Origin of the sequence: Bacillus sp. UMB0728 (assembly GCF_002858875.1) — a bacterium.
Taxonomy (GTDB): domain Bacteria; phylum Bacillota; class Bacilli; order Bacillales; family Cytobacillaceae; genus Bacillus_AB; species Bacillus_AB infantis.
Map to the genome: position 1 here is coordinate 862,715 of NZ_PKLA01000001.1, position 25,561 is coordinate 888,275.

Consider the following 25,561-nt stretch of genomic DNA (forward strand, 5'->3'; position numbering starts at 1 on the left):
AACCCCCTTCTGTCAATCTTGATGTAATTTTATTCTTACACCATATTAGACGGGGGTAAAGAATAACGGTTTCACAGGGACAAACCCATTTTTTTGCTTTTAAAACTAATTTAAAAAGCTGATTCTATTTAGGAACCAGCTTTTCAGAGCTTGAATCAATTTAAGAAATCTTCCAGTGCCTGCTGAAGGGTTGCCTTGGTAACTGCTTTACTCTCAAATGAAAGGCCAAGTGAAGTGATTTTTTGGACAAGGGCCGGACGAAGGCCGGTTATCACACATTGGCAGCCCATCATATTCGCTCCGTCGATGATCCTCATGATATGGTGTATGACATCTGTTTCCATATAGACAATGCCGGAAAGATCAATCACAAGCGTTTCAATGCTGATCCGGGCAATCTCTTCAAGCGCCTTTTCCCCGATAGTATGGGATCTAGAGGAATCTATCTGCCCAATCAATGGCAGCACACATACACTTGGGCTGATGGGAATGATGGGAACAGACAAATCCTCCACGATTGCCTTCTGGGCCTTTAGCAATTCGTCCTTATAATCTGAGTAGCTTAAAAAGAAAGCATTCAAAAACTGATCGACCTGATCATTTATAAGCCGCTCCAGCTCGTAAAATTCTTCATTCCTTTTCTTTTCTTCACTCTCATTATTATACTTTTCGAGTAAATACCAGATGGTCCTTCTTATCGCCTGTACCCATTCCAGCTTAAATGAAAGAGTCAAATTATGCTTTGCCCAAGAGACTCCTTCCTTTTTTGCAAATTCTCTTACCTCTTCCCTCTCTTCCTTCAACACGTGCAAGACAAGAGCATGGGCATTGTTTAGGAGATCAATATTTCCGATCAAGAGAATTTCCTCTATTTTTTCGCGTACATTCACTGCTTCATTCAGGAGTTTTTCCTGAAAGAAGCTTGAATTGCTCCTGAAAAATTCTGCATATTCTCTTTCTAATGCAATCGCCACCCAAAAATCACTCCCATAAAAAGTATTCTCCCTATAATTATAACAAATTTTCTGAAAATAAAACCATTCCCCAATACTGCAGATTTTTCGGAACTATGGCAAATATTTCATTTAGTGAGGTATTCATTTCAATTTGAAGTTTTTATCCCATGATGCGATTAAAGGCAAAATAGCCGGGGAAAAGTATGTTAAGCTTCTCCATCATTAAGTGCTTTTCGCCAGACTTCCTTTCTAAAAAGGAGGATTGGCGGGAGGTGATTAATATTTGAGGAAGGCTTATAGCATAAAAGATCTGATAGCTTATCTGGATATGAAAGAATATCCGCTGTCTGAGGAGGCCATTCTGGATCTCATTCAAAAACGGAAGCTCCCCCATCAAAGACCTTTTGGCAGCATGATCGTTTTTGATCTGGATCATATAGACTGGTGGGTTGAACATCAGCGCAGCAATGATTAGCTGTCAGCAGGCCCCGCTCTCTATGAGCGGGGCTCAGTCCTGTATATTGTTTTTGAGCTCTGACCTCCGCAGCTTTTCATAAAGAACTTGGAAACAATATAAAAGGACTGCCCTCAGCTGCTGCAGCAGGATGAATTCCTGCCTGGTCATTTTCTTGAGTGAAGCGATTCTTGTCCACTCTAAAAACCGGACGCCGGGGAATGCATATAATATATGCAGGACAAAATTGACGATTATAAATAAACCAAACTTCCCATACATAAGCTTCAATACGAGAAAGGACATAACGAAATAGGGTCCGATAACAAACGGGACATCTCCCCGTATTTTAGGATGGATACTGGAATGGAATACCCACCATTTGCGTTTTGCAGCCGGTATATTCATGATGGCTGCAACAGTACAGATGAATATGGATGCCGGAAGAAATCTTTTAAAGGATCTTTTCCCAATCACTGGTATGGCAGCCCAGGAAAGAAGCATCATAACAGCCAAAAGCAGTCTTTGCGGTTTCATATAAGCACCTCTTTTATGGCCCAAACAATCATGCAACTTCCAGTTTACATATCCATCTATAATATTGAATCAATAAGAAGAACAAAATCGGATCAGCAATGGCTGCATGCCACAGCTTCCACCACCCGTAATGAAAATATCCCCACGGTTCAGGGAGCAAAGTAAAATATTCGTAAAGAAGGATGGCAATCACCCAGAAAACGACATAAAATATCCTTGTATGTCTATCAGAGCCAAAGGGATAGCGGCTGAGAAAGAGAATATTCACAGGAGGAAGCAGCAGCGTGTGTGCCAGCAGTCCCCCAAAATCCGGATCCATGCTGAAATACCAGTATCCATGCAGCTTGAATTCTATGATGACATCAAAGGTCTGCTGAAATGCAATCGTAAATGTCCATATATGCAGCTTCTGATTGCCAGACAGGGCTTTGCCGAACTTTACAGCTGCAATATTAAAAATAATTATTGAAATAATAAGTCCGGCCATCTTTTTTCCCTACTTTTCAATCAGCAGGCTTCTGCCTCTTTTTCTTATAAAATCTCCCTTTTGGCGGCAGGTTATTCATGTGCCTTTCTGATAGCCATCCATATTCTGCAAATCCCTTTCCCATTAAGAACTTTACAAATCATTGTCCCCTCATATCGCATACTCTCGTATAAATGAGCATATGGTGAATTGAGGTGAATATCATGATAAAAGTCGTAACAGTAAACGTAAAACATTACAAAGATCTCATCTATCTACTAATCGCTGCCGCCGTTTTCCTCTTTTCTATCATTATCTATACTCAATTCAGCTCAAAGTCACTGGAACGCGTTATGAGAAATATTGAAATCAATGAACTTCTGACTTATTTTATCAGCTCGGCCAATCATTCCTTCGCTCCTGACAGCGACCCTTTTACCTTTGAAAATGTGACAGATGCTTTATTTTCCCTTGCCACAAACGTTAAGCCTACGGATGCCCGTACCTTCCTCGGAACAGAGCTCCCCGGCCTTGTTTATTTTGATACAGAAATTGTGGTTGCCGGTGAAGGAACAGATCTTTCCACACTTCCATTCGAATCAGCACCTCCCGCAGAAGTGCTCATGAATGAGCGTGAAGTTGCAGAAGAAAAGCTGCAGCAGTCTGTGGCGGACAAGCCGGCACAACCGGCCAAAAAGCCCGAAAAAACGGATGTGCTGATTTATCATTCACATAATATGGAGGCTTTCCTCCCGCTGCTTAAAAATACTAAAGACTCCAATAAAGCCGTAACTTCAGATGAACGGGCCAATGTGGTCGGCCTGGGCAGCAGGCTTTCAGAATCACTGCTGCAAAAAGGGATTGGGGCGTCCCAGGACAAAACCAATATTAATAAGGAATTGCTCAAGAGAGAGTGGACGTACTCTTCTTCCTATAAAGTATCCAATGAAGTGGTCCACGCTTCTGCAGAAGCAAATCCGAATTTAAAATATTTCATAGACATCCACCGCGATTCTGCCAGAAAGGATAAAACGACTGCGACGATAAACGGCAAAACATATGCACGTCTATATTTCATCGTCGGCAAGGAAAATAAAAACTACCAGGCCAATCTGGAATACACAAAAAAACTAAATGCGAAGGTTGAAGAAAAATATCCGGGCCTCAGCCGCGGGGTATTCTTGAAGACAAAGCTTGAAGGAAACGGGGTATATAACCAGGATATCTCAAACAGAGCCATTCTGATTGAGCTTGGCGGAGTCGACAATAATCTGGAGGAGCTCCACAGGACAGTTGATGCTTTGTCTGAAGCTTTTGCAGATATCTATTGGGAAGAAAACGGCGGCAGCAAAGAGTAATCCGCCGAGAATAGCGAAGAGCCGCCCTTCTGAGGTGCGGCTCTCTTTATTAAGCTCTGCTCTTTTTGAATGTCCAGTTGACAAGAAAAATTCCGAGAAAAATAAGTGCTCCCCCTGCATAGACATACCAATGGACAGCTTCCCCCAGAAGCAGCCATCCAGACAGAACGCCAAAAAATGGGGCAAGGAAAAGGAAGGCACTCGTTTTCCCCGGATCTCCTTTGCTTAATAAATAAAACCAGACAGCGAATTGGACAATAGACGCCATTACAGCGAGCCATAAGACAATAAAGATCGAAAGCGGCGTGATGTGCAGTTCAATCTTTTCCGCCGTCAAGCTCATAAGCAGCAGGACGATTCCTCCGAATAGAAGCTGATAAGCAGTCAAAACCCAGGTATTGAATAGCCCTCCCCACCTTTTAATAAGCAATGTAGCGATTGCCCATGAAAAAGCTGCCCCGAGACCAAGGAGAGTGCCTGATTCCAGCTGGAATTGAAATCCAAGTGTCAGTATTACACCAAGAAATCCAGCAATGACGCCAATCCATTGGATCTTTGTATATTTTAGGCCGAAGAGGAGCGTGCCAAGAACTACTACAATCAACGGATTACTGAAGGTAAGAATGGACGATTCGCCCGCGGTGATGGTTCTTAAACTGAGAAAAATGCAGCCCATCACTCCTGCTGTCTGAAACAGGCCGATTGAGAACACTTTCACCAGTCTGTCATTGTGCCTGGACGCGGCAACCGGTGAACAATGGCTGCCATCAGCACCCCGGCAATGGTAAAGCGCAGCCCTGTCAGCATTAGGGGAGAGATATAATCGAGCCCGATCTTCCCGATTGCGAAGGACGAACCCATTAGGGAAGTAGTCAAAAGGACCAGCAATATATAGGTATAGCGGTTCATATCAGCATCTCCCCTTGTTTTCATAAACTCTAAGTTCACCTATTCATTCTACAGGCAGACAGGCACCCACAGTCAACTAATCGGTTTCACAGCAGGCGAAGCAAAGCAGGACCTGATTCCAGATCCTGCTTCCTTTTACCTGAGCGCCCTCTTAATATTTTTCAAATACGCCGAACGTATGAATGCATAGTAGACTAGCTGAATCAGTAAAAAGCTTCCCAGCACAAGCGCAGATTCCTTGAAGAGCGAGGTGCCGAACATATTCTGCAAGCTGGTAAGGGCGACAGCACCATGGACAGCGGCAACGCATACCGGTACAAAAAACAAGAGTCCAATCTGCACTGAAACCACCTTTGACAGTTCAGCATCCGTCAGCCCAATTTTTGCAATGCGGGAAAATTTCTTCTTATCCTCATCAAGATCGCTAAAGAGCCTGAAGTAAAGGAAGCTCCCGGCCGCTACAAAAAACACAGCGCCGATAAATAGGCCGACAAATAGGATGGCGCCATACCATTGGACGATCTTATCCAATTCATGAGCAAGCGGGAAAAAGCTGTATTCCTTTCCCAGTCTGCTGATCGGAAGCTCTTCCGCCAGTTCTTCACCAATATCCAAGGTACTCTTCCAATCTTTCACATCAAACATATAAAAATACTGTTCGTTGGCAGAATCCTGCAGAGCAGCAAACTTATTGTCTGAAACAACATAAAAGCTCTCATAAGCAGGAAATGCATACGATTGTGTATTTCCTGCTGCGGAAATAGATTCCCCGCTTTCTACAAGGGTGAGGTTTGTTTGTTTTCCTTTTTCAGCAGGAGTTTTCAAAGGCACTATTTTTATTGCTTCGTCTCCCACAGGGGCTACTGCATCGCCGCCTGCCGCTCTGGCTATCGGATTATATTCAGAGCTTTTGACAAACATCGCCCGCCTTTCGCCGACTGTCTGGTAAAGCCCGACAGCACTAAATTCACGGTAGGAGATCCCCTCTTCCTGCAGCTTTGTCCGGATTAGACCGACTTGAGCAGCTTCTTCCTTATTTCCTGCATAGCTGCTGTAATCAAAAGCAAACGGATTCTCCTCTTGAACCGCCTTGGTCATGACTGTCCTGAAACCGACCAGCGAGCCAATGGCCGAGAATGCCACAGTTGATACGATGGAAACAATGAAGAAGGTTCTGGCATTATCCTTCATCCGGTAGGCAAGATCAGAGAAAAGAAGCAGATTCGTTCTTCTGAAGAGGAAAGAATGATTCTTCTTCAATCGGCCGATGATATATACGCTTAGCTGTGTAAAGAGAAAATAGGTGCCGATTATGACAACGGTGCTGACCGGCACCAATGCAACGCTCACATAGACACCCTCTACCTTAAGCGCTGTCAAATATCCCGCCCCGAGAAGGACTGCAGACAGCAGGGCAAGCAGGCGTGAGGCTCTGGGCTCAGGCTTTGGAGCGGCACTTCCTTTAATGAACGCTGCCAGCTGATTTCCTCTGAATATGGAAACCGTGAAAATCGAGATAAAAACAAACAGCAGGACGAATGCACCTGCAGTCAGGCCCAGTGCTTCAAAGGGCATATAAAACGGCAAAGCCTCTTTTAGTCCAAGAACATTTTCTGCCGCAAGCAGGATGGCCTTCGCAAGGACAAGGCCAGTCCCGATTCCTATTAAAATCGAGAACAGGCCGATCATGATATTTTCCAGAAAGATCATTTTTCTTAGCTGCATGCTTGTCATTCCATGCATAACGAGCAATCCCAGCTCTTTTTTTCTTGATTTTAGGAAAGCGCTCATGCTGAATAAGACAAAAAAGAAGGAAAACACATAAATGACACCTTCCGCGAAATGCAGCCCAACCGAGACATGGCTGCCAATGCCTTCTGTTTTCAAGCCGGGATGAAAAGCAAAGACAGCATACACGAAAAACACCATTACAGAAAAGGCGCTGCTCAGCAGATAAGCAGCATACAGCCGCTTGTTGCGGTGCACATTTTTAAACGCGAACTGACGAAAGGTCATGTGCATTCCCTCCCAGGATCGAAAGCATATCGATGATTTTTTGGAAAAAAGCCTGCCGGCTGTCTCCCTGCCTGATTTCATTGTATAGTCTGCCGTCCTTGATAAAGACGACCCGGTCACAATAACTGGCAGCCAGTGGGTCATGCGTGACAAGCAGCATGGTCGTTCCGTCAGCTTTATTTATGTCTGACATTGTCTCCATTACATCGCGTGAAGCCTTTGAGTCCAGATTCCCGGTCGGTTCATCCGCAAGCAGCAGCTTCGGCGTATGAATGATTGCCCTTGCAATCGCGGCCCTTTGAGCCTGACCGCCCGAAATTTCATACGTCCTTTTTTTCATGATCGGACCGATGCCAAGCTTGCCGGCCACCTTTTCTGCTTTCTCTTCCATTACTTTCAGGCGGACCCCATCCAAAGTTAAGGGGAGCAAAATGTTTTCTTTTACAGTCAATGTCTCCAGCAGGTTAAAATCCTGAAACACAAAACCAAGCTCCCTCCTGCGGAATTTTGCTAAATCATTTTTCTTCAGCATATTCGGATTTTTTCCTTCTATCAGTATTTCGCCCGAAGTAGGGGAATCAATCGTAGATATCATATTCAGCAGCGTAGTCTTCCCGCTGCCTGAAGGGCCCATAATACCGGTGAACTCCCCTTTGCTGATTTCAAGGCTGAGTTCTGATAACGCCCGGTAAGATACCTTGCCTGCATAAACTTTGCTCAGCCGATTGATCTGAAGCATATTATTCATATAGCTTCTCCTCTCTTTTTTCTGTTGCTTTTATGTTAAAGGAGAACAGAATGCTTCAGCTATCGAATTTCCTTTCATTTGCCTTACAATTATGTAAGATGCTGTTCGGCTCATTGAACTTTAAGCGAACAGCAGTCCCTTTTCCTTCCTCGGATTCCAGCTCCAATTGGAAATGAAGCTTCCGGCTGATCTCAGAAACAAGATACAGCCCCATTCCCGTTGATTCCGGGAAGCGGCGCCCATTTTCTCCCGTAAAAAATGGCTGGCATACGCGCTCTATATCACCCGCAGGTATACCCGGACCGTAATCCCTCACTTCCAAAATGACAGTTTCACCTTCCTTTCGGCATGAAATGGTCACCTTCTGATGTGTACCCTTTGAATATTTAATGCTATTGATTAGAATTTGGGAGACGGCAAAATCAAGCCATTTCCTGTCAGAGTGTACAAAAAGCTCCGATTCTGCATGAATGTCTGGGTAAACTTCATTCCGGATGAATAAGCGCTTGTTTACCTGCACTAGTCTCGCAGCAAGCTCCTTCAGTCCCACAGGCTCTGCTTGAAAGTCCTGTTCGAAAGCCTTAAGCCTTGCACTGTACAGCACTGTGTCCAGCCCCTTTTGGATTCTGTCTATTTCTTCCCTGATGCTTTCGCGGCTTATTTCATCTTCATCCTGCAGGAGCAGCTCGATAACGGAAAGAGGTGTTTTCATTTGATGGACCCACTGGTTCATGAAGATGAGGTGTTCATTTTTATCTTTCTCCCATTGCGCAAGCTTGTTCTCATAATGCTGGTATTGAAACAGCAATAGCTGGTCAAGAGCTTCAGCCACCGGATAGAAGCCTGTTGCTGAAATGGATTCATCGAGTGTCGCAAGCGGATCAGTAAGCCGGGCATAATATTTCCTCATACCCATATATCGGAAGACCAGATAACCTGACAGCAGGAAAAGGCCAAAAAATACAGTATACAGACTCACCTTCAAATCATGGAATCCGGCCAGCCGGTAAATGATTAGCACGGAGAAAAGCATGACAGCATGAAGAAATATGATGCCAAGATGATCCTTGAAAAAGAGCTTCACCTCACTCGCCCCTTTTCCAGGTATTGTGGAGCTGATAGCCCGCTCCCCTTACTGTCTCGACAGCCTCTGTGATGGAAAGCTCCCGGAGCTTTTTCCTGACCCTGTTCATATTGACATTCAGCGTATTCTCATCCACATAGGCCTGATCATCCCAGAGCTTTTCCAGCAGAGCTTCCCTGCTGGCAATGCGGGGATATCTCTTCAAAAGGATTTCAAGGACGGCGCATTCATTTTTTGTGATCTGAGCCTGCTTATCTCTATACATAAGCAAGAGCCTTTCCGGATAGAGCATAAGCCCCTCCGCTTCCACGATTCGCTCTTCCAGCTTGGGAGCATACTCTCCATAAGCTCTCCTCAAATGGCTCCTGATTTTGGCCAGGACCACCTCGTAATGAAATGGCTTCGTTATGTAATCATCCCCTCCATGCTCTAATGCCATGATCTGGTCCATCTCACCAGCACGGGCTGAGATGAAAATGATCGGGCAGGTGGTCAGCTGCCTGAGCTGGCGGGTCCAATAAAATCCGTCAAAACTCGGAAGATTAATATCCATCAGCACCATAGCGGGCTGCTCTCTTTCAAAGTTTTTGACTACCTGGCCGAACTCTGTGCATACGACCGCTTCATAGCCGTACTTGATGAGGTGCGCCTGCAGCAGCTCTGCTATTTTTATATCATCTTCAACAAGCAGTATTTTCTGCATATCTTCTCTCCTGTAAAAAAGTATGTTCCTATTTTATCAGATTGAGGTCTTTGGAGTAATGCAACAGGAATGATTTTCCATAAGTAATACATAAACATGCTCATAACTCCCAGTTTTCACCCGGGAGCAAGCTCTATCTGATTTTTAAACAATTTTTAAACATCAGCTTACCCTATATTAACCTGCTGGCATTATAATGGGAATAAATGGTTTTAATTTTATGTGGAAGGAGAAAAAATGAATGCTTGAATGGGCTCAATCTGCCAGCGAGTTCTGGCAATATGTTATTATTTTCATACTGGCAGCTGCACCCTGGATGGACGTGTCCATCGTTGTGCCGCTTGGAGTGGTTTGGGGTCTCCCGCCGTTTTGGACAGGTGTGGCGGCATTTGCCGGCAACCTGCTTCTGCTTCTTTTGCTAGCCCTCTTTTTTGAGCAGTTCTTTAAGTGGAGGAACGCAAGAAGAGAGAAAAAAGGAGCGGCAGGCCCTACGAAAAGAGATAAGCGCTCCCGGCAGATTTGGGAGAAATACGGAATCCCCGGGCTTGCCCTTCTTGCGCCGATTTTAGTCGGGACAGATATTGCAGCCATTGCGGCTTTTTCCTTCGGAGCCTCCCGTTCCCGGGTGCTTGCATGGATGACAGTCAGCCTTGCTGTATGGACTGTCATATTTGCAGTCGCTTCTGCCTATGGCATCAGCTTGCTGAAATTCACATAAGAAGTGTTACCTTTGACGCAGCTTAACCCGGTAATGGCGCATCGATTTTGGGATACCCCTCATTTCGAGGGTACCTGTGTAAACCAGCTCCCTGATACGATACTCCAGGTAAAATGAATCTGTGTCCGGCAACCCTTTTTCTGCTATAGCTCCAATAAGGTGCCCTGCTTTGACAAAGTCATCTTCACTATCTGCTTCTATTTCTATTATCGTTTCCACGATTAAGCTGTCTAAATGGTCCTCTTGAACGGAGACAATGTTTCCGTTCTCCCATATGCGCAAAACAGATTGAGTTCGGGTAAGTTCTTCCCACTCACTCAGCAGCTTCATACGCTCTATTTCGGTCAGAGGGAGATTTTCTTTGCCCTTTTCAAAAATGAGCGACAGATTGTCAGGCTCTATTTGGTTTGTATAACGGGCAGGCCACGCATTGGACAGCCCCAGTTCGGCAAAGAGGCCAGTAGAATTTATAACGATGATATCATTGTTCTTTTCTTTTAATAGATTCATCAAAAAGCGCAAGCCGGTCTGCTCGTCCGCATTTTCACCTGCCCATATGCAGATGGGCAGATCTTCAGGAATATCAGCTATTTCCAGGATCATATTGTCATGTTTCTGATCCAGTTCAAAGTCTTCTATTGGATAGTTGATATGGTCAAACATCCAGTCAGCACGATGCTTCTTTCCCTCTTCTGTATCCAGTTTCCATAATGGCCCGATGCCAAGATGTTCTATCTGGCTGATCACTTTCACCTGCTGAGGGAGCATAACCCTTATGCTGCCGGCAGCGGATTCTGATGGTGCAATATGGACAGCGGTATAAGCGGGATTTCTCCTGCTCTCTGTCTTTTTGTTATGCTGCTGAATCGCCCTGTTGATTATTTTGATCATTTTATAGTGGTTTTCAAGCCTCATAAAATATCCCCGGCCTTCTAAAGGCTGATGGTTTTCATGATTGAAATCTGAGAAATCCTCCCCAGGTGCCATCTCATAGGTCTGCTTCTCCAGTTCATGGAAATTATTGAAATCCAGCAATCCTGTACTTTTTATTTTGTAGACAAGAACAATGTTCGGCTCAGCATAGAAATAGACAAAAGGGTATCTGATTCTTGAAGACATTCAGTCATCCTCCATTACTGCGGCAGTATGATTTTGCAGCCATTCTTCCCCAAGAATCGCATAATAGTATTCATCCCACCATCCGTCACCATGCGGAATGCATTTCTTGAAAAATCCTTCTCTTCTCATCCCGATTCTTTCCATTACTTTAAAGGAAGCAATATTTTCCGGCTGGCAGGTAGCAATGATCCTGTGAAGCTTCATTTGCTCGAACCCATGCTTCAAAACAGCATATGCTGCTTCAGATGCTATGCCCCTGTTATGAAAATGAGGGTTCATCACCCAGCCGATCTCATATGTATGTGTTCCAAAATAGGGGTGAAAAACGATATGGCCGGCAAGCTGGCTGTTTTCTTTCATAATGACTGGATAATTTCTCGCTACAGTCATGTTTTCCTTCACAAACTTCATGGCAGCTTCTTCATTGAAAACACCTTCCGGAATATACTCCATGACTTTTGCATCAGAGGTATAAGTATAAAGTTCACGCCAGTCTTCCTCATGAAAATCCCTAATGATCAGCCGTTCTGTTTCTATATACATTGATTATGCTCCTTTGTATTCAGATCAACTGACAATATTCGGCATTTAATAGAGGAATTCCTGCTGAGCGGGTTTGTTTTTTTCAGTTGAAGATGCAAACTACTTTTATCGTTTTTTAACAGTAAAAGCACTTTGTTATCATGAACCGCAGGCACAGAAAAAGATGAGAAAGTGATGCAGCTTGCTATTGGAGTTATGGCAGCAAGGAAGTTTCATAGATAAAATAAAAAGCCCCGCATCCTAGTTTGCGGGGCCTGGAAGAGCTTTACTTTTCCCAGTGCTCTTTAATAAATTCATCGCGCCCTGATTTTTCTCTATCTTCCTTATAATGGGCGGAATTTTTCTTATAATAGTCCTGGTGATAATCTTCAGCCGGGTAGAAGGTATCAGCAGGCAGCACCTTTGTGACAATCGGCTTGCTGAACTTTCCGCTTTCAGCAAGCTTATTGCGGGCAGCAATCGCTTTGTCTCTCTGAGTTTCATTATGATAGAAGACAGCAGTCCGGTATTGGTCCCCGCGGTCATGGAACTGGCCGCCTTCATCTGTAGGATCTATCTGCTGCCAGAATAGTTCAAGCAGGTTTTCATATGGAAACACTTCAGGATCAAATTCGATTTGGACAACCTCATAATGGCCGCTGTCCCCTTTTTTCACATCTTCGTATGTGGGATCAGCAACATGCCCGCCGGTATAGCCGGAAATGATGCTATGAATTCCGTCAAATTGATCGAATGGCTTGACCATGCACCAAAAGCAGCCCCCAGCAAAAGTTGCCAATTCTTTTCTCTCTGTCATTCGCAAATCACCTTTTCTATTAAATATGAGAAGCTTTTCTACCAGTTTACCACCTCGAAAGGCTTTTGGATATTCTCATGTTTAGTATTAAAAACTTTTACTGGGCAAATGTCCATTTTTCAAATTCCCCGCCATAATTGGGGGCAACCGCCCTCCTGCTGCATAGCATACAGAGAAAAAGAGACTGGAGGCTATGCAAATGAATCCTTATATGGCAATTCCTGAGTATGCATATCAGCAGCATGATGAAAGGTTCCTTCCGCTTCTGGCAATTGGTGCAGCTACCGGCGGGTTCGGTTTTGGCCGCCCTGGATGGGGCTATGGCGGTTACGGATTTGGCTACGGACGTCCTGGATGGGGCTATGGCCGTCCCGGATGGGGCTATGGCAGGCCTGGCTGGGGTTATGGACGTCCTGGATGGGGCTATGGCTTCGGACGACCAGGCTTTTGGTATTAATAAATAATTGGAGGAACATGCAAAGCAAATGCTTTGCATGTTTTCTCTTTTCAGCCAGTCTTCGAAAAATCAAATTTCACGATTTTTTCTTCCCCTGTCTTCATATCCCTAATTTTGTACTGATTATTTGATACTTCTTCTGCTCCAAGCAGAATTACTTCCCGGATATTATCTTTGTTTGCCTTCTCAAGAGCTTTGCTGACTTTGCGGCCGCCAAGCTCCATCTCTACTCTCCACCCTTTTCCGCGCAGATACTGTGCAAGAGCAAGGGATTCTTTTGGCGTATTAATGGGAATAAGATAATAATCTGCTGTACTTTCCGGTTCCTTCCTGGACAGGCTTTGGCTGACTGCGGTGAAAATGACATCTAACCCAAACGAGATTCCAACGGTCGCTACCTTCTTCCCGCTCCCTATGAAGCCGCCGATTGCGTTATCATATCTGCCGCCGCTCCCTATGCTTGAGGCAAGCGTTCTGTCAGTGAGGAATATTTCATATATCGTGCCGGTGTATATGTCCAGGCCTCTTGCTAAAAAAGGATTGAAATTCGCTTTCCGGCAGCAATCCAAATAGGTTAGATAACCTTCCAGCTCCTTCAATTCCTGCAATCCTTCTTTTAAGAGGACGTTTTTATCCTCCAGTTCCTTATAGTAGGCAAGTTTTCCAATGTTCGTGTCAGAAATAAAGCTGGCAGTCCTTTGAATCGCTTCGTCTCCTATTCCCTTAGCAGCCAGTTCTTCAGAAACCTTCTTCCAACCTGCTTTTTCCAGCTTATCCAGCACCAGGATTGCCTCATTGCTCTTCTCTTCCGGCACTCCAAATTCCTGAAGCATGCCTGATAACAGCTTGCGGTTATTATATTGGATTGTCACATCCAAGCCAATTCTCGAGAATGCATCCAGTGCCATCACCATCAGCTCGGCTTCAGCAAGCTGGGAATCTGCCCCTGCTATATCAACATCACACTGTGTGAACTCGCGGAGACGACCGGTTTTTATCGGACCATCGCGGAAAACCCTGCCGATTTCATAGCGCTTAAAAGGAAGCCGTAATCCAGGATTCATAGCTGCAGCTTTTGCAAATGGGATGGTCAAATCATACCTTAAAGCCAAATCTCTCCCGCCGCGGTCAGACAGTGTATACATCTCCTCAAGTATCTCTGCTCCCCCGCCATACTTAGAAGCAAGAAGTTCAGTATAGTTCAGAATCGGGGTCTCCAGCGGTTTGCATCCGTATTGAATGAATACATCCTCCAGCTCCCTTTGGATCCTTCGCCTTAAAATCTCCTCTTCCGGCAAATAATCTTTAGTGCCTTTTACATTTTGATAATCCATCTTTTTCATCGGCTCATCCTCCAGAATAATTTTTAGAGATCATCCACACCCTTTTAGAAATACAAAAAAACCGCACTCTTTTAAGTGGACACTTAAAATAATGCGGTTCATGATTAATAGCCTTCCTATTTGCGATTTTTAGAAATCGATAGCAAGGCTAGTTTTTATGATGATGGTTTTGTGAAAATGGACAACAGCTTCTATCCGGCTGCATAAGGATCACCTCTAATTTCCATATAATGTAGCATAGAAAAACAGTTATATCAACTGGATTTAGACGGCGGATACAAAAAACGGCGGATACACTCACCTTCAATGATAAGATCTGCGAGAAAATCAGAAAAAAGGGCAATCACTGCCATTATTCCGGCAGCATCCTTCTGTGAGTACATGGCTGCCAGCTCATCTGGCGTGATGGCAACAGGGTAAGGAAAGCTGGTATGAACCAGCTGCCTTGCTTGCTCCTTTATATTCCTGGATCTCAGTGAAAACTCTTCAGAAGATACATACTCTTTCATCCCGTACCAGACCGGCTGCAGAAATTCCGGGTATAAAACAAGTGCACGATAATCGCTGGCGGTATCATAGCTGTGCTTCGCAGTCATGATATCCCAGAGTATATCCCTTTGTCTCCTGTCAGCTTCCGGAAAATCAATCAGCCGAATGGATGGCAGCCCTGGTAAAATCCCCGGCTCTATCAGCCCGCTGGGCAAAGCCCCGCCCTTTATCGGCCTGTACCCCAAACTTTCCTGCCATGCCAATGCAATCAGGAGAAGCTTTGGATTAACATAGTTGAAAGTAAAAACGATTTTTTCAACTCTCTTCAGACGCTCCATCCCCAAAATCCTTTCCCAGTTGTATCGTTCAGGCACAAAAGAAAGGCCGGGCTCTCTTAAACCTTCTGCTGCCCTTTCTGCATGAATGGTGAGCATGCTGGGGCGCACCTGCTGCCACCCTGTATAAAGGAATTTTTCATAATGTGCCAGCGCACGGAAGATAAAATTGACAATGGGTACCTTTAATACATGCTTAATATCACCATACAGCAATTGCAGTGAACCTGAAGCGCTCTCCTCAAAAATTTCCGGGATTCCGAATTGCCGTTGTTTCAAAATGGCCACCGTTTCCTTTTTCATTAAACATATGCTCGGGAAAATGGAATATGTAAGAATAGCTGCCTTTACAGCAGCCAGCTTAAAGCCCTTCCTCCTTCTCGCTTTCACGCCTCTTCCTCGATTCATGGTAGGCTTGATGCCGGAAATGGAGGATAGGATCATCGCTGCATTCAATGCCTTCAGGTAGAATGGTTGGATCAAAAAACATTTCATTTGGCTCTTCGTTCTTTTGTGTGATTGTCAGTTCTCCTATTGCAAGCTTTTGCCTGTCGCCCGGCCATAGCACTGTAGGATCATCTGTCGGGTCATCTTTTTCTCCCAGCTGCACAGATAATGTAAAGCGGACAGGACCTTTTGCCAGCCTCTCATCCAGCTCTGTTTCTAGATATGTTTCAGCAAGATGGCCGGCCGCTTCTTTTTTCGTGTACATGCTGACGCCTTCTTCCGGCTCCCAGATGAATTTAACTGCCTGCCGTCCTCCTTCCCTGGTGGTAAGGTAAAAGGCATGGATAGAATAGTAGGGAGCTGCTGCATAGCTTGCAGGCAGCCTTACCTCCTGGATCAGCTCAATGAACGCCTTGCTTTCAGGAAAGTCCTTAGCAATGCCTGCCAATGATTTAAGATCAGGTTTCCCTTTGCGTATAGAGGCAAACAGCTCAATAATTTGGGTGAAAGATTCGGGCGTCCTTGCAAAAAATAGCGGAACGGTCGTGCATACAAGATTTGTAACGTCTCCATCAGGCAGCTGGAATTGAACTGCCATTCCTTTAGGAGAAGTCATCGCATCACTGTGTCCAGGATTGGTCGAGCTGTTGGAAAAACGGACAATAGCCGGCACCTCGCCTCCCTGAAGATGTGGGGCAGAAGTCAAATAGGCGGCTTTTCCGTTTGGTTTAAAGGTTCCTTTATAGGAGCTTCCCCGTGCATGAGCCCTTTTGCGGCCAGGGAACTTTCCGGCTGCCCCTTCAATACTGTCTATGGCACGTCCGGCAAGATCGGTCTTTTTAATGCTACTCATCAGTTGGCCCCCTTTTCTATTCTTGATTACTCTATTCTTCCCTTGACCCGGCTTTTAGAAACAAACGGGTGTGTGTTTTTAAATGACCATAAGGAGGACTGAATAGCCAGCAAGGCCGATGCAGAATGCCGCAAAGCTGCTTTCCCGCTCTTCCGGCAGCTCTTCCTTCAGCACATTCAGCACCACGCCTCCAGCCAGGAAAGCGACAAGAATTGAAATGATAAGATCATGAACTTCCATAACCGCTCCGATCACCCAGCCGAGCAAAATGGCTGCAGTCAGGAGTATGCGGCCGTATTTGTCATAAACTTCACGGTGATCACGCCTGAGTCCTCTGTCATTGGTGATGAAATGGATGCTTAGAGCTATAAAATAAAAGAACATTCCCCACGGGCTTTCATATTCCTCGCGTATGAGGAGATAACCGATGATGCTGTTATAAATAAAAAAAGATCCGATATGAATCCAGAACACGCCGGCAGAAGTCTGGTTTCCCGTCTTGTCTTTCTTCTTCTTTTTCGAAACCTTCACAATCCGTTCAAGGCCATAAAATATTGCCAGTCCAATCATGGCAATCAGGTAAATATGATTCTCAATATATTTTCCTGCATCCGTCCCGATCAAATCCTCCAAGCTCTCCTGATAGCCATTCAATTCCGGAAGCAGATGCAGGAACACATAAGCAACAGCGATGCCGCCGGCTATGGAAAGGATCCGGCTCCTTGGGGTTTCCTTAATAAAATTCATATATTTCGAGGAAAAATGGATGAGCGCAAAACCGATTGCAAAAATCATGCTGAGCCAAAAGAGCATATGATCATTCCTTTTTAGTAGGGTGTCTGCTTCGGGCTTGCTGGACTGTCAGGACGGCAGGTTTGATTGAATGGGCGGCTGGCTTTTAACTGCGAATTGGCAGATTATCTTTTGAAATGGCAGAATATCTGCTGAAATGGCAGATTATCCCTCGAATTGATTGAATTATTTGTTGAATTGATCGAATTAACCGCCGAATTGATTAAAAAGCCAGCTGTACATATAAAAACCTCAATAAAAATACTTGATTTATCACAAACCACAAGCTATCCGAAGCCTAATATTCCATAACCTGACTCTAGACAGTCTAAACACACTTCTTTACGGAAAAAAAGAGCAGCTCTCTGCCGCTCTTTCACTTTATCTGCTTATTTTACCGGTATCCAGATCTCAGAATAGCAGTCCGGGCTGTAGGGATCATTGTCATTGTAGACCTCAAGCTCAGGTGTCCCTGCATGTTCGTACGGGTTGGAAGGGAACCACTCTGAGAAGATTTGCTTCCAGGTATTCTGCATAGCATCAGGCATCTTCCCATGAACCTCGAAAACAGCCCATTTGGAGGCAGGAAGCAACAGCTCTTCTAATCCTTCAGGCTTCTCTTCTTTACACTCAGCCGCGATCCAATAGTCCATCTTTGGCTCTCCGGTCTCACCCCTTTTATCGACACAAATTCCAAGAACATGTTCATTGAGCGTGAAAAGGATTTTATTGATGCCGTCTTCATGCACCTGCTTCCACATTTGTGGAATGCCTTTGAAATTCTCTCCGTTCTCCATGGAAAATTCCTTTCTGATCCCTGCCGCTGTAAAGCTTTCTTTTTCGATGATTTTGTACTTCATTGGTTCCGCTCCCTTCAAGGTTACCTGTATAACCAGGCGATTATAGGCATTCAGCTGTCCGGCCTTTTTCCGCGCATCTGTTGGTGTCAGCCCATGCTGGCGGCGGAAGGCTTTTGCGAACGCCTCAGGAGTGTCATAGCCATATTTCAGGGCGATATCGATGACCTTTTCATCTGATGCTATAAGCTCCTGCGCTGCAAGCGTCAGCCTCCTCTTTCGCAAGTATTCTCCAATCGAGATATCCGTCAGCACCGAGAATGTCCGCTGAAAGTGGAAGGAAGAAGCATTGGCCCGCATTGCAATTTCCTCCACCGAAATCTCATCCAAGAGATGGTCCTCCATATAATCAATTGCTTTTTGCAGCCCCTCAGCCCATCCCATATCGCTCACTCCCTGCTTTTATAGTAGCAGCTGTTCCTGCTGGTCTCCTGTCAATTTATGCTCTTTGATGACAGCAATTTCTTTTCTGTAACCTATTCTATGTAAAGTACCGAACTCCCTTTTAAATGCGTGAAGATTTCTCTATCAATATAAAGACAAAAGGAGCTCATGTTTGGCTCCTTTTGTCTTTATGTTCTACATATTTGCTAATCCGATAAATAGTGGCCTCAATCTTTTCCTTGCCCTGTACAATCTTGTTTTCACAGTGCATGGCTTCAGGTTAAGCATCTCTGCAATCTCTTTTTCCTTCAGACCCTTTCTTGCTTTAAGGTGCAGGATATCTCTATAGCCATCCCCCAGAGTATTAATCGCCCGATTGATCTGTGCCTCCATCAGCTGTGCCTCTACCATGCTCTCCACCGCTTCGCTCTTAACATTTCCAAGCGCATCGATTGCCTCTATTTCCATAGGCTGGCAGCTTTTCTTCCGTTCTCTGCGTACAAAGTCGATTGCTGTTCTGGCTGCAGTAACATTCAGCCATGCTCCCAGCTTTTCCTTGTCTAAAATGGTGTGTGCCTTATTAAGTGCCTTAATGAATGTTTCCTGGACAGCATCTTCGGCTAAATAAGAGTCTCTTGTAATAGAGTAGCTGATATGGAAGAGTCGTTTTTTATGAGTTTCATATGAATTTGCTATTTCTGCTCCAGTCATTTTTCCACTCCTTACTCTTCCACCGGCAATATAAGAATTACTTTGAAGAGATCGCCATCTGTCCCGATTTCAAGCTCCCCTTCATGTAAATCAATGATCGATTTTGCGATGGCCAACCCCAGGCCGGATCCATCAGTATGGCGGGATTCATCACCCCGTTTGAATCTCTCGGACAGCTCTTCAGCATTATCATTAAGCTCATATTTTGAAACGTTCTTGAAAGTGATTTCCGCATTTCGTCCTGTCTCCCGGATAGAGATATACACACGGCTGTTTTCCAGGGAATACTTCAGGATGTTGCCGATCAGATTATCAAATACCCTCCAGATTTTTTGTCCATCAACCATAGCAACCAGCGGCTTTTCAGGTTTTGTGACACGGAAATTCAGGCTTGATCCCTGGATCATTTCATCATATTCTCCGAGGGACTGCTGCAGAAGCTGGACAAGATCTGCTTTCGTTTTGGCAAGTTCTATATTTCCGCTTGCCATCTTGCTTACTTCGAACAAATCCTCAATCAGCACCTTTAGCCTTTGCGACTTGCGGTCTATGATTTCCAGATATGCCTCCCTCTCATGCGGCTCAATGCCCTCCTGCTTTAAAAGCTCCGTATAAGTGATAATCGATGTCAAAGGAGTCCGAAGATCATGGCTCACATTCGTGATCAGCTCTGTTTTCAGACGCTCGCTCTTGGCTTTCTGGCTCTGGGAAGTTCTTACCGCTTCCTTCAATAGATTGACATTAGCAGCCAGGTCAGACAAAACAGATCTTCCGGAAACCTCGAGATCCGGACCCAGATTTCCCGAAGACAATTCCTCCGTATATTGGATGATGCGGTTAAAATAGCCGGTCTTTTTTACCAGGCTTATTGCAATCCGCGTGCCCAGACCAAAGAGAATGATAAGATATACAATAATAAATATTGGATCTATAAAAATGATGATGGAGAGGGCTCCCATGCCAAACACGAGGATGAACATGATGAGCATTTTGGTGCCTGTGCTCCTATTGATAAAAGCATCTTCCATCGCCCGATTCGATTTTTTGTATAACTTCTTTGAAAGGAGGCTGCCTTCATAAAGCAAGCTATTCTGCCATTCCTCCCTGGTCCGCTCCCCGTTCTTCAGGACTGCAAATAGATATTTCCACTGCATAATCACCAATCCCCATAAGGCAGCGGCAGCAGGAAAAAATATTATCAATTCCAGCCTGTCATAAGGGACATCCACCATGTTCAGGATTGTATCCAGAATAACCGGCATGCAAGTCATTGCACCTATGGCAGAAAGCAGGAGAAAAAGGATTCTTGAATCGATCGGTAGCTTGTTATAATATGGCTCCCATCTTCCCAGTTCAGTTTTTAACACTCTTGATCTGCGAGAGACTAAAACCCAAAGAAGGAAAGCTGCCAACCCTGCTGCTGTAAGGATGGCCAGCACCATTTGATCCAGCTTATATGCCTGGTTTTCATAAAAATAAGAATTGGAAGGGCCAATATTAGCTGCAACTGCTATTTTTCCCTCAAAATCCCCAAACGAATTTAAGAGGGGGTCGATCATATCAGTTTCATGGGGCAAACTATAGAAAAATAAATCCGATCCGGCATAATAATTGGCTGCATACTGAACCTTATCCCCGCGGAAATACTCTTCTGCTGTTTCACCGCTCTTTAAATGAATATTTGTATGAACCTCTCCTGTGTGGTCATTTTTAAAGTAATAGAGTAAATCTTTCTTCACCCTTTGATAGTCTTCCCGGTACTGTTCCCTTTGTTTGAAAAGCGCTTCAAGCTTTTCTTCCTTTTCCTTGACCACCTTAGGCCTTACATGGTCATCGCTTTGAAAGTTTTTGGTTATATCAGCTATTTTTTCATCTCTTTCCTTGATGAAAGCTTTCTCTGCTTCTTTATTGCCTGCATCGCCCGCACCCATAATGACAGCTTCGTACTGTGCATTGATATTATCTATCTGTGCCGGCAGGGAACCATATCGGGTACGATGTTCTTCAATATCTGCCTCAGTAACAGTTATCTCGTCTTTAGCCTCTTCCAATGTGAGATCATACAGCTCGAACATGCTTAAGTAACCGGCAGCTTCATCTACAGAATATTGGAAAGTATTTGTATGAAAATAATCACGATTAGAATAATTGCTTGCTAAAAGAAAAGCTGAAAGAACGCCGTTTATAGTAATTGTAAATAACAGCGCCCAGACGCCAATCATCAGCCTACCTTTCCATCTTGTATCCAACTCCCCAAACCACCTTTAAATATCTTGGATTTTTTGCATCGATTTCAATTTTTTCACGAATTTTCCTAATATGTACGGCAACCGTATTTTCTGCATTATAGCCAGGCTCCTTCCAGACCAGTTCATAGATTTCCTGGATGGAAAATACCCGGCCGGCATTGAGCATCAGCAGCTCTACGATTTTATATTCAATCGGTGTGAGCTTGACATGCTCGCCATTGACCTTGACTTCCTTTGTTTCCTTTTCAAGCGTCAGCCCGTTCAGATCCACGATTTTTCTGATGCCTTCAAAAGTCCCGAATGACACATATCTTCTCAGCTGTGACTTGACTCTTGCGACCAGTTCCATAGGATTGAAAGGCTTGGTCACATAATCATCAGCCCCGACCTGAAGCCCCAGGATTTTATCGGTATCTTCGCTTTTCGCGCTCAGGATGATGATCGGAATATTCTTTTTTTCCCTGATTTTATAGGTGGCAGAAATACCATCCAAGTTCGGCATCATTACATCCAGGACAATCAGGTGGACCTGGTGTTCACTGAGCATCTCGAGCGCTTCAATGCCATCGCCAGCCTTAAGGACTGTAATTCCTTCATTTTTTAAATAAATCTCGATCGCGTCCCGGATCTCCTTTTCATCATCTACAACAAGTACATTATAATTTTCCATTCCCCTATTCCTACCTTCTTAGCAGCTGCTTATGTATCTATCATAAAGAGCAAATCTTAATATTCCTTTTATAAATATCTTAAGATTTTCTTAATATTGGTTGTTGTCTCCACTATTGTATACTAGAAATCTTGCGGTGAAAGCATGGAAAAAGAAAAAGCATTCTGTGGGGCAGCATAATTAAAGGCAATATTTATGTGGAGAAAGTTAGCTGTGCGCTGACTATTATTAAAGAAAGATTCCGGCTGGCCATCTCTGCAATTAAATAGCTTTTCGCTATTTGGGATTAAGTGTTTCTGCTGGGACCGCTATTTTTCTTTCCGCATGAAATAGCGGTTCCAGTCTCTCCAGCTGGGACCGCTATTTTTCTTTCCGAACCAAATAATGGTTCCAGTCTCTCCAGCTGGGGCCGCTATTTTTCTTTCCGAACCAAATAGTGGTTCCAGTCTCTCCAGCTGGGACCACTATTTTTCTTTTCGCATCAAATATTGGTTCCAGTCTCTCCGGCTGGGACCGCTATTTCTCTTTCCGCATGAAATAGTGGTTCCAGATTCTCCGGCTGGGACCGCTATTTCTCTTTTCGCACTAAATAGTGGTTCCAGCCTCTCCAGCTGGGGCCGCTATTTTTCTTTTCGCATGAAATAGTAGTTCCAGTTTCTCCGGCTGGGACCGCTATTTCTCTTTTCGCACTAAATAGTGGTTCCAGTTTCCCCGGCTGGAACCGCTATTTCTCTTTTCGCACTAAATAGTGGTTCCAGTTTCCCCGGCTGAAACCGCTATTTCTCTTTTCGCACCAAATAGTGGTTCCAGCTTCTCCGGCTGGAACTACTATCCTGCCGTTAATGCGAAATAGCGGCTCCAGCAGCACATAATGTTCAATACATTAAACTCCCCGAATCCTTCGTTTGCCGGTAAAACCGCTCAGCTTGAATATGTCAACTGTATCCTTCCCTTTTTTCCATATAACAGGAAAACCATAAACTTATGAAGAAGACATACTTAGCGACCATTGAAAAAGGAGGAAATAAATTGACGAAACTCACTTCCATCCCAGGCTGGCTGAGACCCCATTCATTAGAATGGTATGAACAGCTCGGAAGACTGGAAGGGAAATATGTGTACCCTTGGGAATCATTCATCGCTGAGCCGAATGGAGAATCCATTTTTGACAGCGAAACTGGAGAATTGGCGGTCAATCAAAAAGTCCTTGACGTAGGGTGCGGAGAAGGCCTGTTTACCATGCATTGCGCCTCAGCTGCCAAGGAAATAGTGGGGGTTGATGCAGCAGAGCCGTTCATTATGGAAGGAATTCGACAAAGGAAGAATAATGTAACTTTTATCGTTGCACATACAAAAAGCGGCCTGCCGTTTACATATAAGGAATTTGATTTCGCCTATATAAGAAAAGGACCCACATCAGCTTATCCTCTCTTAAAGAGAGCTGTGAAAGACGGCGGGCATATCCGGGGCCTTCACCCTGGCGACAGTCAGAGCCGGGAGTTGCCTGGCTTGTTTCCGCTGCTATTTGAAGAAAAATCAGGCACTCCCATTTTAAAAGGCCTGGAGAATCGCGTAGAGAAATCCAATTTTTCTCATGCAACAATTGAAGAGGTTTCCAGTATTGAATATCTCAAATCACCGCAGGACGTCATCAGACTTGCCTGTTTTGGGCAGCTGCCTTCAATTACAGCATTCGTTGAGGAAAAATATGGACCTGAAATTACCAGGATTTTTAATCAGCATGCCGAAGCCGGAGGACTTGCGGCCACTCATTCCAGATATATCGTCCGGGCAGTTGTTTAGCCATAAGAAAAAATGACCTGCGACTTTCCATCGGGAAAGCACAGGTCATTCAACCATTACCTTGTAAACGATTCCTTCATCCTGTCTGCCGCCCATCTCCTGATCATTCCTTCAGGTGAAGTGCTGTTTCTCAAGCTTTGCACTCGCCAATACATCGGCGGATGGGGCATAAACTGGAACTCAATGAGGCGCCAGATGAGCTTATCGCGTTCAAGTGAGGAGATGACTCTCCTTTTTTCATCTTTAGCCGCACGGTATTCGGCTGACTGATTAACTTCCTGGTCCTGCCTTTCTGCCAGGTCTGCAAGCCCCTCAGCCATCTGACTATAGCCACCCTCAAGAAGCTGTGCCCCCAGCTGGTCTGCTCTTACTTCCATCCATTGAGAAATAAAAGATTGATATATAGGCAGAAACATCATTAGAAGCCAGACGCCAATAAAAACAGGAATTGGATAATCAGCAATATCGGGAACCTTATCTAAAAGAAGCCATATAGCTAATCCCAGCAGGCCAAAGTAGGCGATCCTCCAGATTTGTGACCATAGGACATCCCTCTTTTTGACGTGTATAGCTTCATGGGCAAGAATGCTTTCTATGCTTGAAGGAGGCAAAGCCAGGGTAGCTGTTGTCACTGTTACCATCCCGCGCCCGATGTTCATGCCAGTGGCCAGGCCATTATATTGCGGAGAGTCAGTTTCATAAACCTTTACTCCCGCTATTCCTGCCTTAGTAAAAATTCTCTCAGCCATCTGCCTGATTTCCGCATCTTCTATTTCCTTTGCATCCATAGCTGCTTTTAAAACTCTGTCAGACAGATACAAATTGATGAGCCAATACAAGAACGCTGAGGCTGCAATTACCCAGGAGTTCGCTTCTAAGAAGTAGAGGATAAGAATGATTGATGTATACGCTGATATTCCTTTTACTGTGACTGCATAATAAAGCTTTCCCGCCAGCCGCTTCAGGTTTTTCCAGTGATAAAGAGGCAGAACAGCTGGAGCTTCTTTTCCTGTTTGACATTCCGGACAGCGTCTGATGATTTCTTTCAGCCTGACAGTATCGGCTACATTGAGGAAGATCGTTTCATTTGCTGCCCCTATACGCTGAACTTGCCCCAGGCTCGTTGTAAAATCGCTGTTTGAAGTAAAAAGAGTCAGCAGGGGGTGAAGCCTCAGAATATCTGCCGCTTCTTCTTCCCTGTATTCCTTCAAAGCATAAAGAGGCAGCTCCCGGCAATCGAGCTTGGAAACAATGAATATCATATTTTTTTCTTCAGAAAAATAGATTCTTAATGTAATAAAGACAATTACACGTTTTCCCAGTTCTGCCCCGGCAGCTATGAGTCCGAAAAGGAGAAACACCTTAAGCGGACTGGCCTCAGGGCCGTATATAAGAAATAATATGGCTCCCAGAAAGACGGCCAGGCTGATCAGAATATCAGTCCAGATTCTTGCGGCATTCCTGCTGACCATCCATTCTTCAGCCTCAATCCGGCCCAGCTCCTCTTTCAGCTCCCGGTACTTTCTATAGCCGAATCCGGCCAGAAAAAGGGAGAAATAGGCACTGGAAAGAAGGGAAATCAGCAAAAGGCTATCCAGAAATCCATTTTTATAGATCAGCCAGCCGATTGAAGCAGCAGCCAGCAGGATTTCTGCGGCAGCTGCCCATTTTCGGTGTTTGCCGGTCAGCAGGCCGATTCCGGCAATCGCAGATCCCAAAAATATCGGGACCAGCATTTCAGTTATACTTGGCAGCATGATTCTC

At 44.7% G+C, this 25,561-nt stretch carries 24 protein-coding genes and 1 pseudogene; 5 read left to right on the plus strand and 20 right to left on the minus strand.

Going from position 1 to position 25,561, the window contains the following annotated elements; translation table 11 throughout:
• Nucleotides 1-155: 155 nt before the first annotated feature.
• Complete coding sequence (locus CYJ37_RS04440; protein WP_101548145.1) at nt 156-974, minus strand: STAS domain-containing protein; 819 nt, start codon at nt 972-974, stop codon at nt 156-158.
• 265 nt (nt 975-1,239) lie between these two features.
• Here CYJ37_RS04440 and CYJ37_RS04445 point away from each other — a divergent pair, with 265 nt between their 5' ends.
• Nucleotides 1,240-1,431, plus strand: coding sequence for a hypothetical protein (locus CYJ37_RS04445; protein WP_101548147.1), 192 nt, complete (start codon nt 1,240-1,242; stop codon nt 1,429-1,431).
• Between the two features lie 33 nt (nt 1,432-1,464).
• Here the strand turns inward: CYJ37_RS04445 and CYJ37_RS04450 are convergent, their stop codons facing one another.
• Both CYJ37_RS04450 and CYJ37_RS04455 read right to left on the minus strand, forming a co-directional pair.
• Nucleotides 1,465-1,947 carry a hypothetical protein gene (locus CYJ37_RS04450; RefSeq protein WP_101548149.1) on the minus strand — a complete coding sequence of 161 codons (483 nt, stop codon included), beginning with the start codon at nt 1,945-1,947 and terminating at the stop codon, nt 1,465-1,467.
• A gap of 28 nt (nt 1,948-1,975) precedes the next feature.
• The gene (locus CYJ37_RS04455; RefSeq protein WP_101548151.1) at nt 1,976-2,434 is read right to left on the minus strand and encodes a hypothetical protein; all 459 of its coding nucleotides are present in this window, start codon (nt 2,432-2,434) and stop codon (nt 1,976-1,978) included.
• A 203-nt stretch (nt 2,435-2,637) separates the two neighbouring features.
• On the opposite strand from CYJ37_RS04455, the gene spoIIP reads away from it, so the two are divergent.
• Complete coding sequence (gene spoIIP / locus CYJ37_RS04460) at nt 2,638-3,771, plus strand: stage II sporulation protein P (RefSeq protein WP_257964169.1); 1,134 nt, start codon at nt 2,638-2,640, stop codon at nt 3,769-3,771.
• Between the two features lie 49 nt (nt 3,772-3,820).
• On the opposite strand, the pseudogene CYJ37_RS04465 reads toward spoIIP, so the two are convergent.
• The 5 genes and pseudogenes from CYJ37_RS04465 to CYJ37_RS04485 form a co-directional block, all read right to left on the minus strand.
• Nucleotides 3,821-4,680: pseudogene (locus CYJ37_RS04465) on the minus strand (DMT family transporter).
• Between the two features lie 135 nt (nt 4,681-4,815).
• Nucleotides 4,816-6,696, minus strand: coding sequence for an FtsX-like permease family protein (locus CYJ37_RS04470; protein WP_101548153.1), 1,881 nt, complete (start codon nt 6,694-6,696; stop codon nt 4,816-4,818).
• Nucleotides 6,671-7,435, minus strand: coding sequence for an ABC transporter ATP-binding protein (locus CYJ37_RS04475; protein ID WP_101548451.1), 765 nt, complete (start codon nt 7,433-7,435; stop codon nt 6,671-6,673). The genes CYJ37_RS04470 and CYJ37_RS04475 overlap by 26 nt, the downstream gene beginning before the upstream one ends.
• A gap of 64 nt (nt 7,436-7,499) precedes the next feature.
• The gene (locus tag CYJ37_RS04480; RefSeq protein WP_101548154.1) at nt 7,500-8,528 is read right to left on the minus strand and encodes a sensor histidine kinase; all 1,029 of its coding nucleotides are present in this window, start codon (nt 8,526-8,528) and stop codon (nt 7,500-7,502) included.
• Nucleotide 8,529: 1 nt separating this feature from the next.
• On the minus strand, nt 8,530-9,231 hold the full coding sequence (locus CYJ37_RS04485; RefSeq protein WP_101548157.1) for a response regulator transcription factor: 702 nt from the start codon (nt 9,229-9,231) through the stop codon (nt 8,530-8,532).
• 241 nt (nt 9,232-9,472) lie between these two features.
• Here CYJ37_RS04485 and CYJ37_RS04490 point away from each other — a divergent pair, with 241 nt between their 5' ends.
• Nucleotides 9,473-9,949: a small multi-drug export protein gene (locus CYJ37_RS04490; RefSeq protein ID WP_101548159.1), complete on the plus strand. Its 477-nt coding sequence runs from the start codon at nt 9,473-9,475 to the stop codon at nt 9,947-9,949.
• Nucleotides 9,950-9,955: 6 nt separating this feature from the next.
• On the opposite strand, the gene CYJ37_RS04495 is transcribed toward CYJ37_RS04490, so the two are convergent.
• The 3 genes from CYJ37_RS04495 to msrA form a co-directional block, all read right to left on the minus strand.
• On the minus strand, nt 9,956-11,068 hold the full coding sequence (locus tag CYJ37_RS04495; RefSeq protein WP_101548161.1) for a DUF1835 domain-containing protein: 1,113 nt from the start codon (nt 11,066-11,068) through the stop codon (nt 9,956-9,958).
• Nucleotides 11,069-11,611 (minus strand): GNAT family N-acetyltransferase, encoded by a 543-nt coding sequence (locus CYJ37_RS04500; RefSeq protein ID WP_101548163.1) that lies wholly within the window; start codon nt 11,609-11,611, stop codon nt 11,069-11,071. It abuts the gene before it with no gap.
• 265 nt (nt 11,612-11,876) lie between these two features.
• On the minus strand, nt 11,877-12,407 hold the full coding sequence (gene msrA / locus CYJ37_RS04505) for a peptide-methionine (S)-S-oxide reductase MsrA (protein WP_101548164.1): 531 nt from the start codon (nt 12,405-12,407) through the stop codon (nt 11,877-11,879).
• 199 nt (nt 12,408-12,606) lie between these two features.
• On the opposite strand from msrA, the gene CYJ37_RS04510 reads away from it, so the two are divergent.
• Nucleotides 12,607-12,864, plus strand: a complete 258-nt coding sequence (locus CYJ37_RS04510; RefSeq protein ID WP_101548166.1) for a hypothetical protein — start codon at nt 12,607-12,609, stop codon at nt 12,862-12,864.
• A 50-nt stretch (nt 12,865-12,914) separates the two neighbouring features.
• Here the strand turns inward: CYJ37_RS04510 and CYJ37_RS04515 are convergent, their stop codons facing one another.
• The 8 genes from CYJ37_RS04515 to CYJ37_RS04550 form a co-directional block, all read right to left on the minus strand.
• Nucleotides 12,915-14,207, minus strand: coding sequence for a histidine--tRNA ligase (locus tag CYJ37_RS04515; protein ID WP_101548168.1), 1,293 nt, complete (start codon nt 14,205-14,207; stop codon nt 12,915-12,917).
• A gap of 254 nt (nt 14,208-14,461) precedes the next feature.
• Nucleotides 14,462-15,475: a halocarboxylic acid dehydrogenase DehI family protein gene (locus CYJ37_RS04520; protein WP_308302643.1), complete on the minus strand. Its 1,014-nt coding sequence runs from the start codon at nt 15,473-15,475 to the stop codon at nt 14,462-14,464.
• The gene (locus tag CYJ37_RS27605) at nt 15,393-16,331 is read right to left on the minus strand and encodes a catalase family peroxidase (protein ID WP_101548172.1); all 939 of its coding nucleotides are present in this window, start codon (nt 16,329-16,331) and stop codon (nt 15,393-15,395) included. Before CYJ37_RS27605 ends, CYJ37_RS04520 begins: the two co-directional genes overlap by 83 nt.
• A 78-nt stretch (nt 16,332-16,409) precedes the next feature.
• Nucleotides 16,410-17,144: a hypothetical protein gene (locus CYJ37_RS04530; RefSeq protein ID WP_101548174.1), complete on the minus strand. Its 735-nt coding sequence runs from the start codon at nt 17,142-17,144 to the stop codon at nt 16,410-16,412.
• Between the two features lie 368 nt (nt 17,145-17,512).
• The gene (locus tag CYJ37_RS04535; RefSeq protein WP_101548176.1) at nt 17,513-18,364 is read right to left on the minus strand and encodes an AraC family transcriptional regulator; all 852 of its coding nucleotides are present in this window, start codon (nt 18,362-18,364) and stop codon (nt 17,513-17,515) included.
• 195 nt (nt 18,365-18,559) lie between these two features.
• Nucleotides 18,560-19,075: an RNA polymerase sigma factor gene (locus CYJ37_RS04540; protein WP_101548178.1), complete on the minus strand. Its 516-nt coding sequence runs from the start codon at nt 19,073-19,075 to the stop codon at nt 18,560-18,562.
• A gap of 11 nt (nt 19,076-19,086) precedes the next feature.
• Complete coding sequence (locus CYJ37_RS04545; protein WP_257964170.1) at nt 19,087-21,324, minus strand: sensor histidine kinase; 2,238 nt, start codon at nt 21,322-21,324, stop codon at nt 19,087-19,089.
• On the minus strand, nt 21,302-21,994 hold the full coding sequence (locus CYJ37_RS04550; protein ID WP_101548179.1) for a response regulator transcription factor: 693 nt from the start codon (nt 21,992-21,994) through the stop codon (nt 21,302-21,304). Before CYJ37_RS04550 ends, CYJ37_RS04545 begins: the two co-directional genes overlap by 23 nt.
• Before the next feature lie 1,029 nt (nt 21,995-23,023).
• On the opposite strand from CYJ37_RS04550, the gene CYJ37_RS04555 reads away from it, so the two are divergent.
• Nucleotides 23,024-23,797 carry a class I SAM-dependent methyltransferase gene (locus CYJ37_RS04555; RefSeq protein ID WP_101548180.1) on the plus strand — a complete coding sequence of 258 codons (774 nt, stop codon included), beginning with the start codon at nt 23,024-23,026 and terminating at the stop codon, nt 23,795-23,797.
• A gap of 56 nt (nt 23,798-23,853) precedes the next feature.
• On the opposite strand, the gene CYJ37_RS04560 is transcribed toward CYJ37_RS04555, so the two are convergent.
• Entirely contained in the window at nt 23,854-25,554 is a 1,701-nt protein-coding gene (locus tag CYJ37_RS04560) for a M56 family metallopeptidase (protein WP_101548181.1), read from the minus strand.
• Nucleotides 25,555-25,561 lie beyond the last annotated feature (7 nt).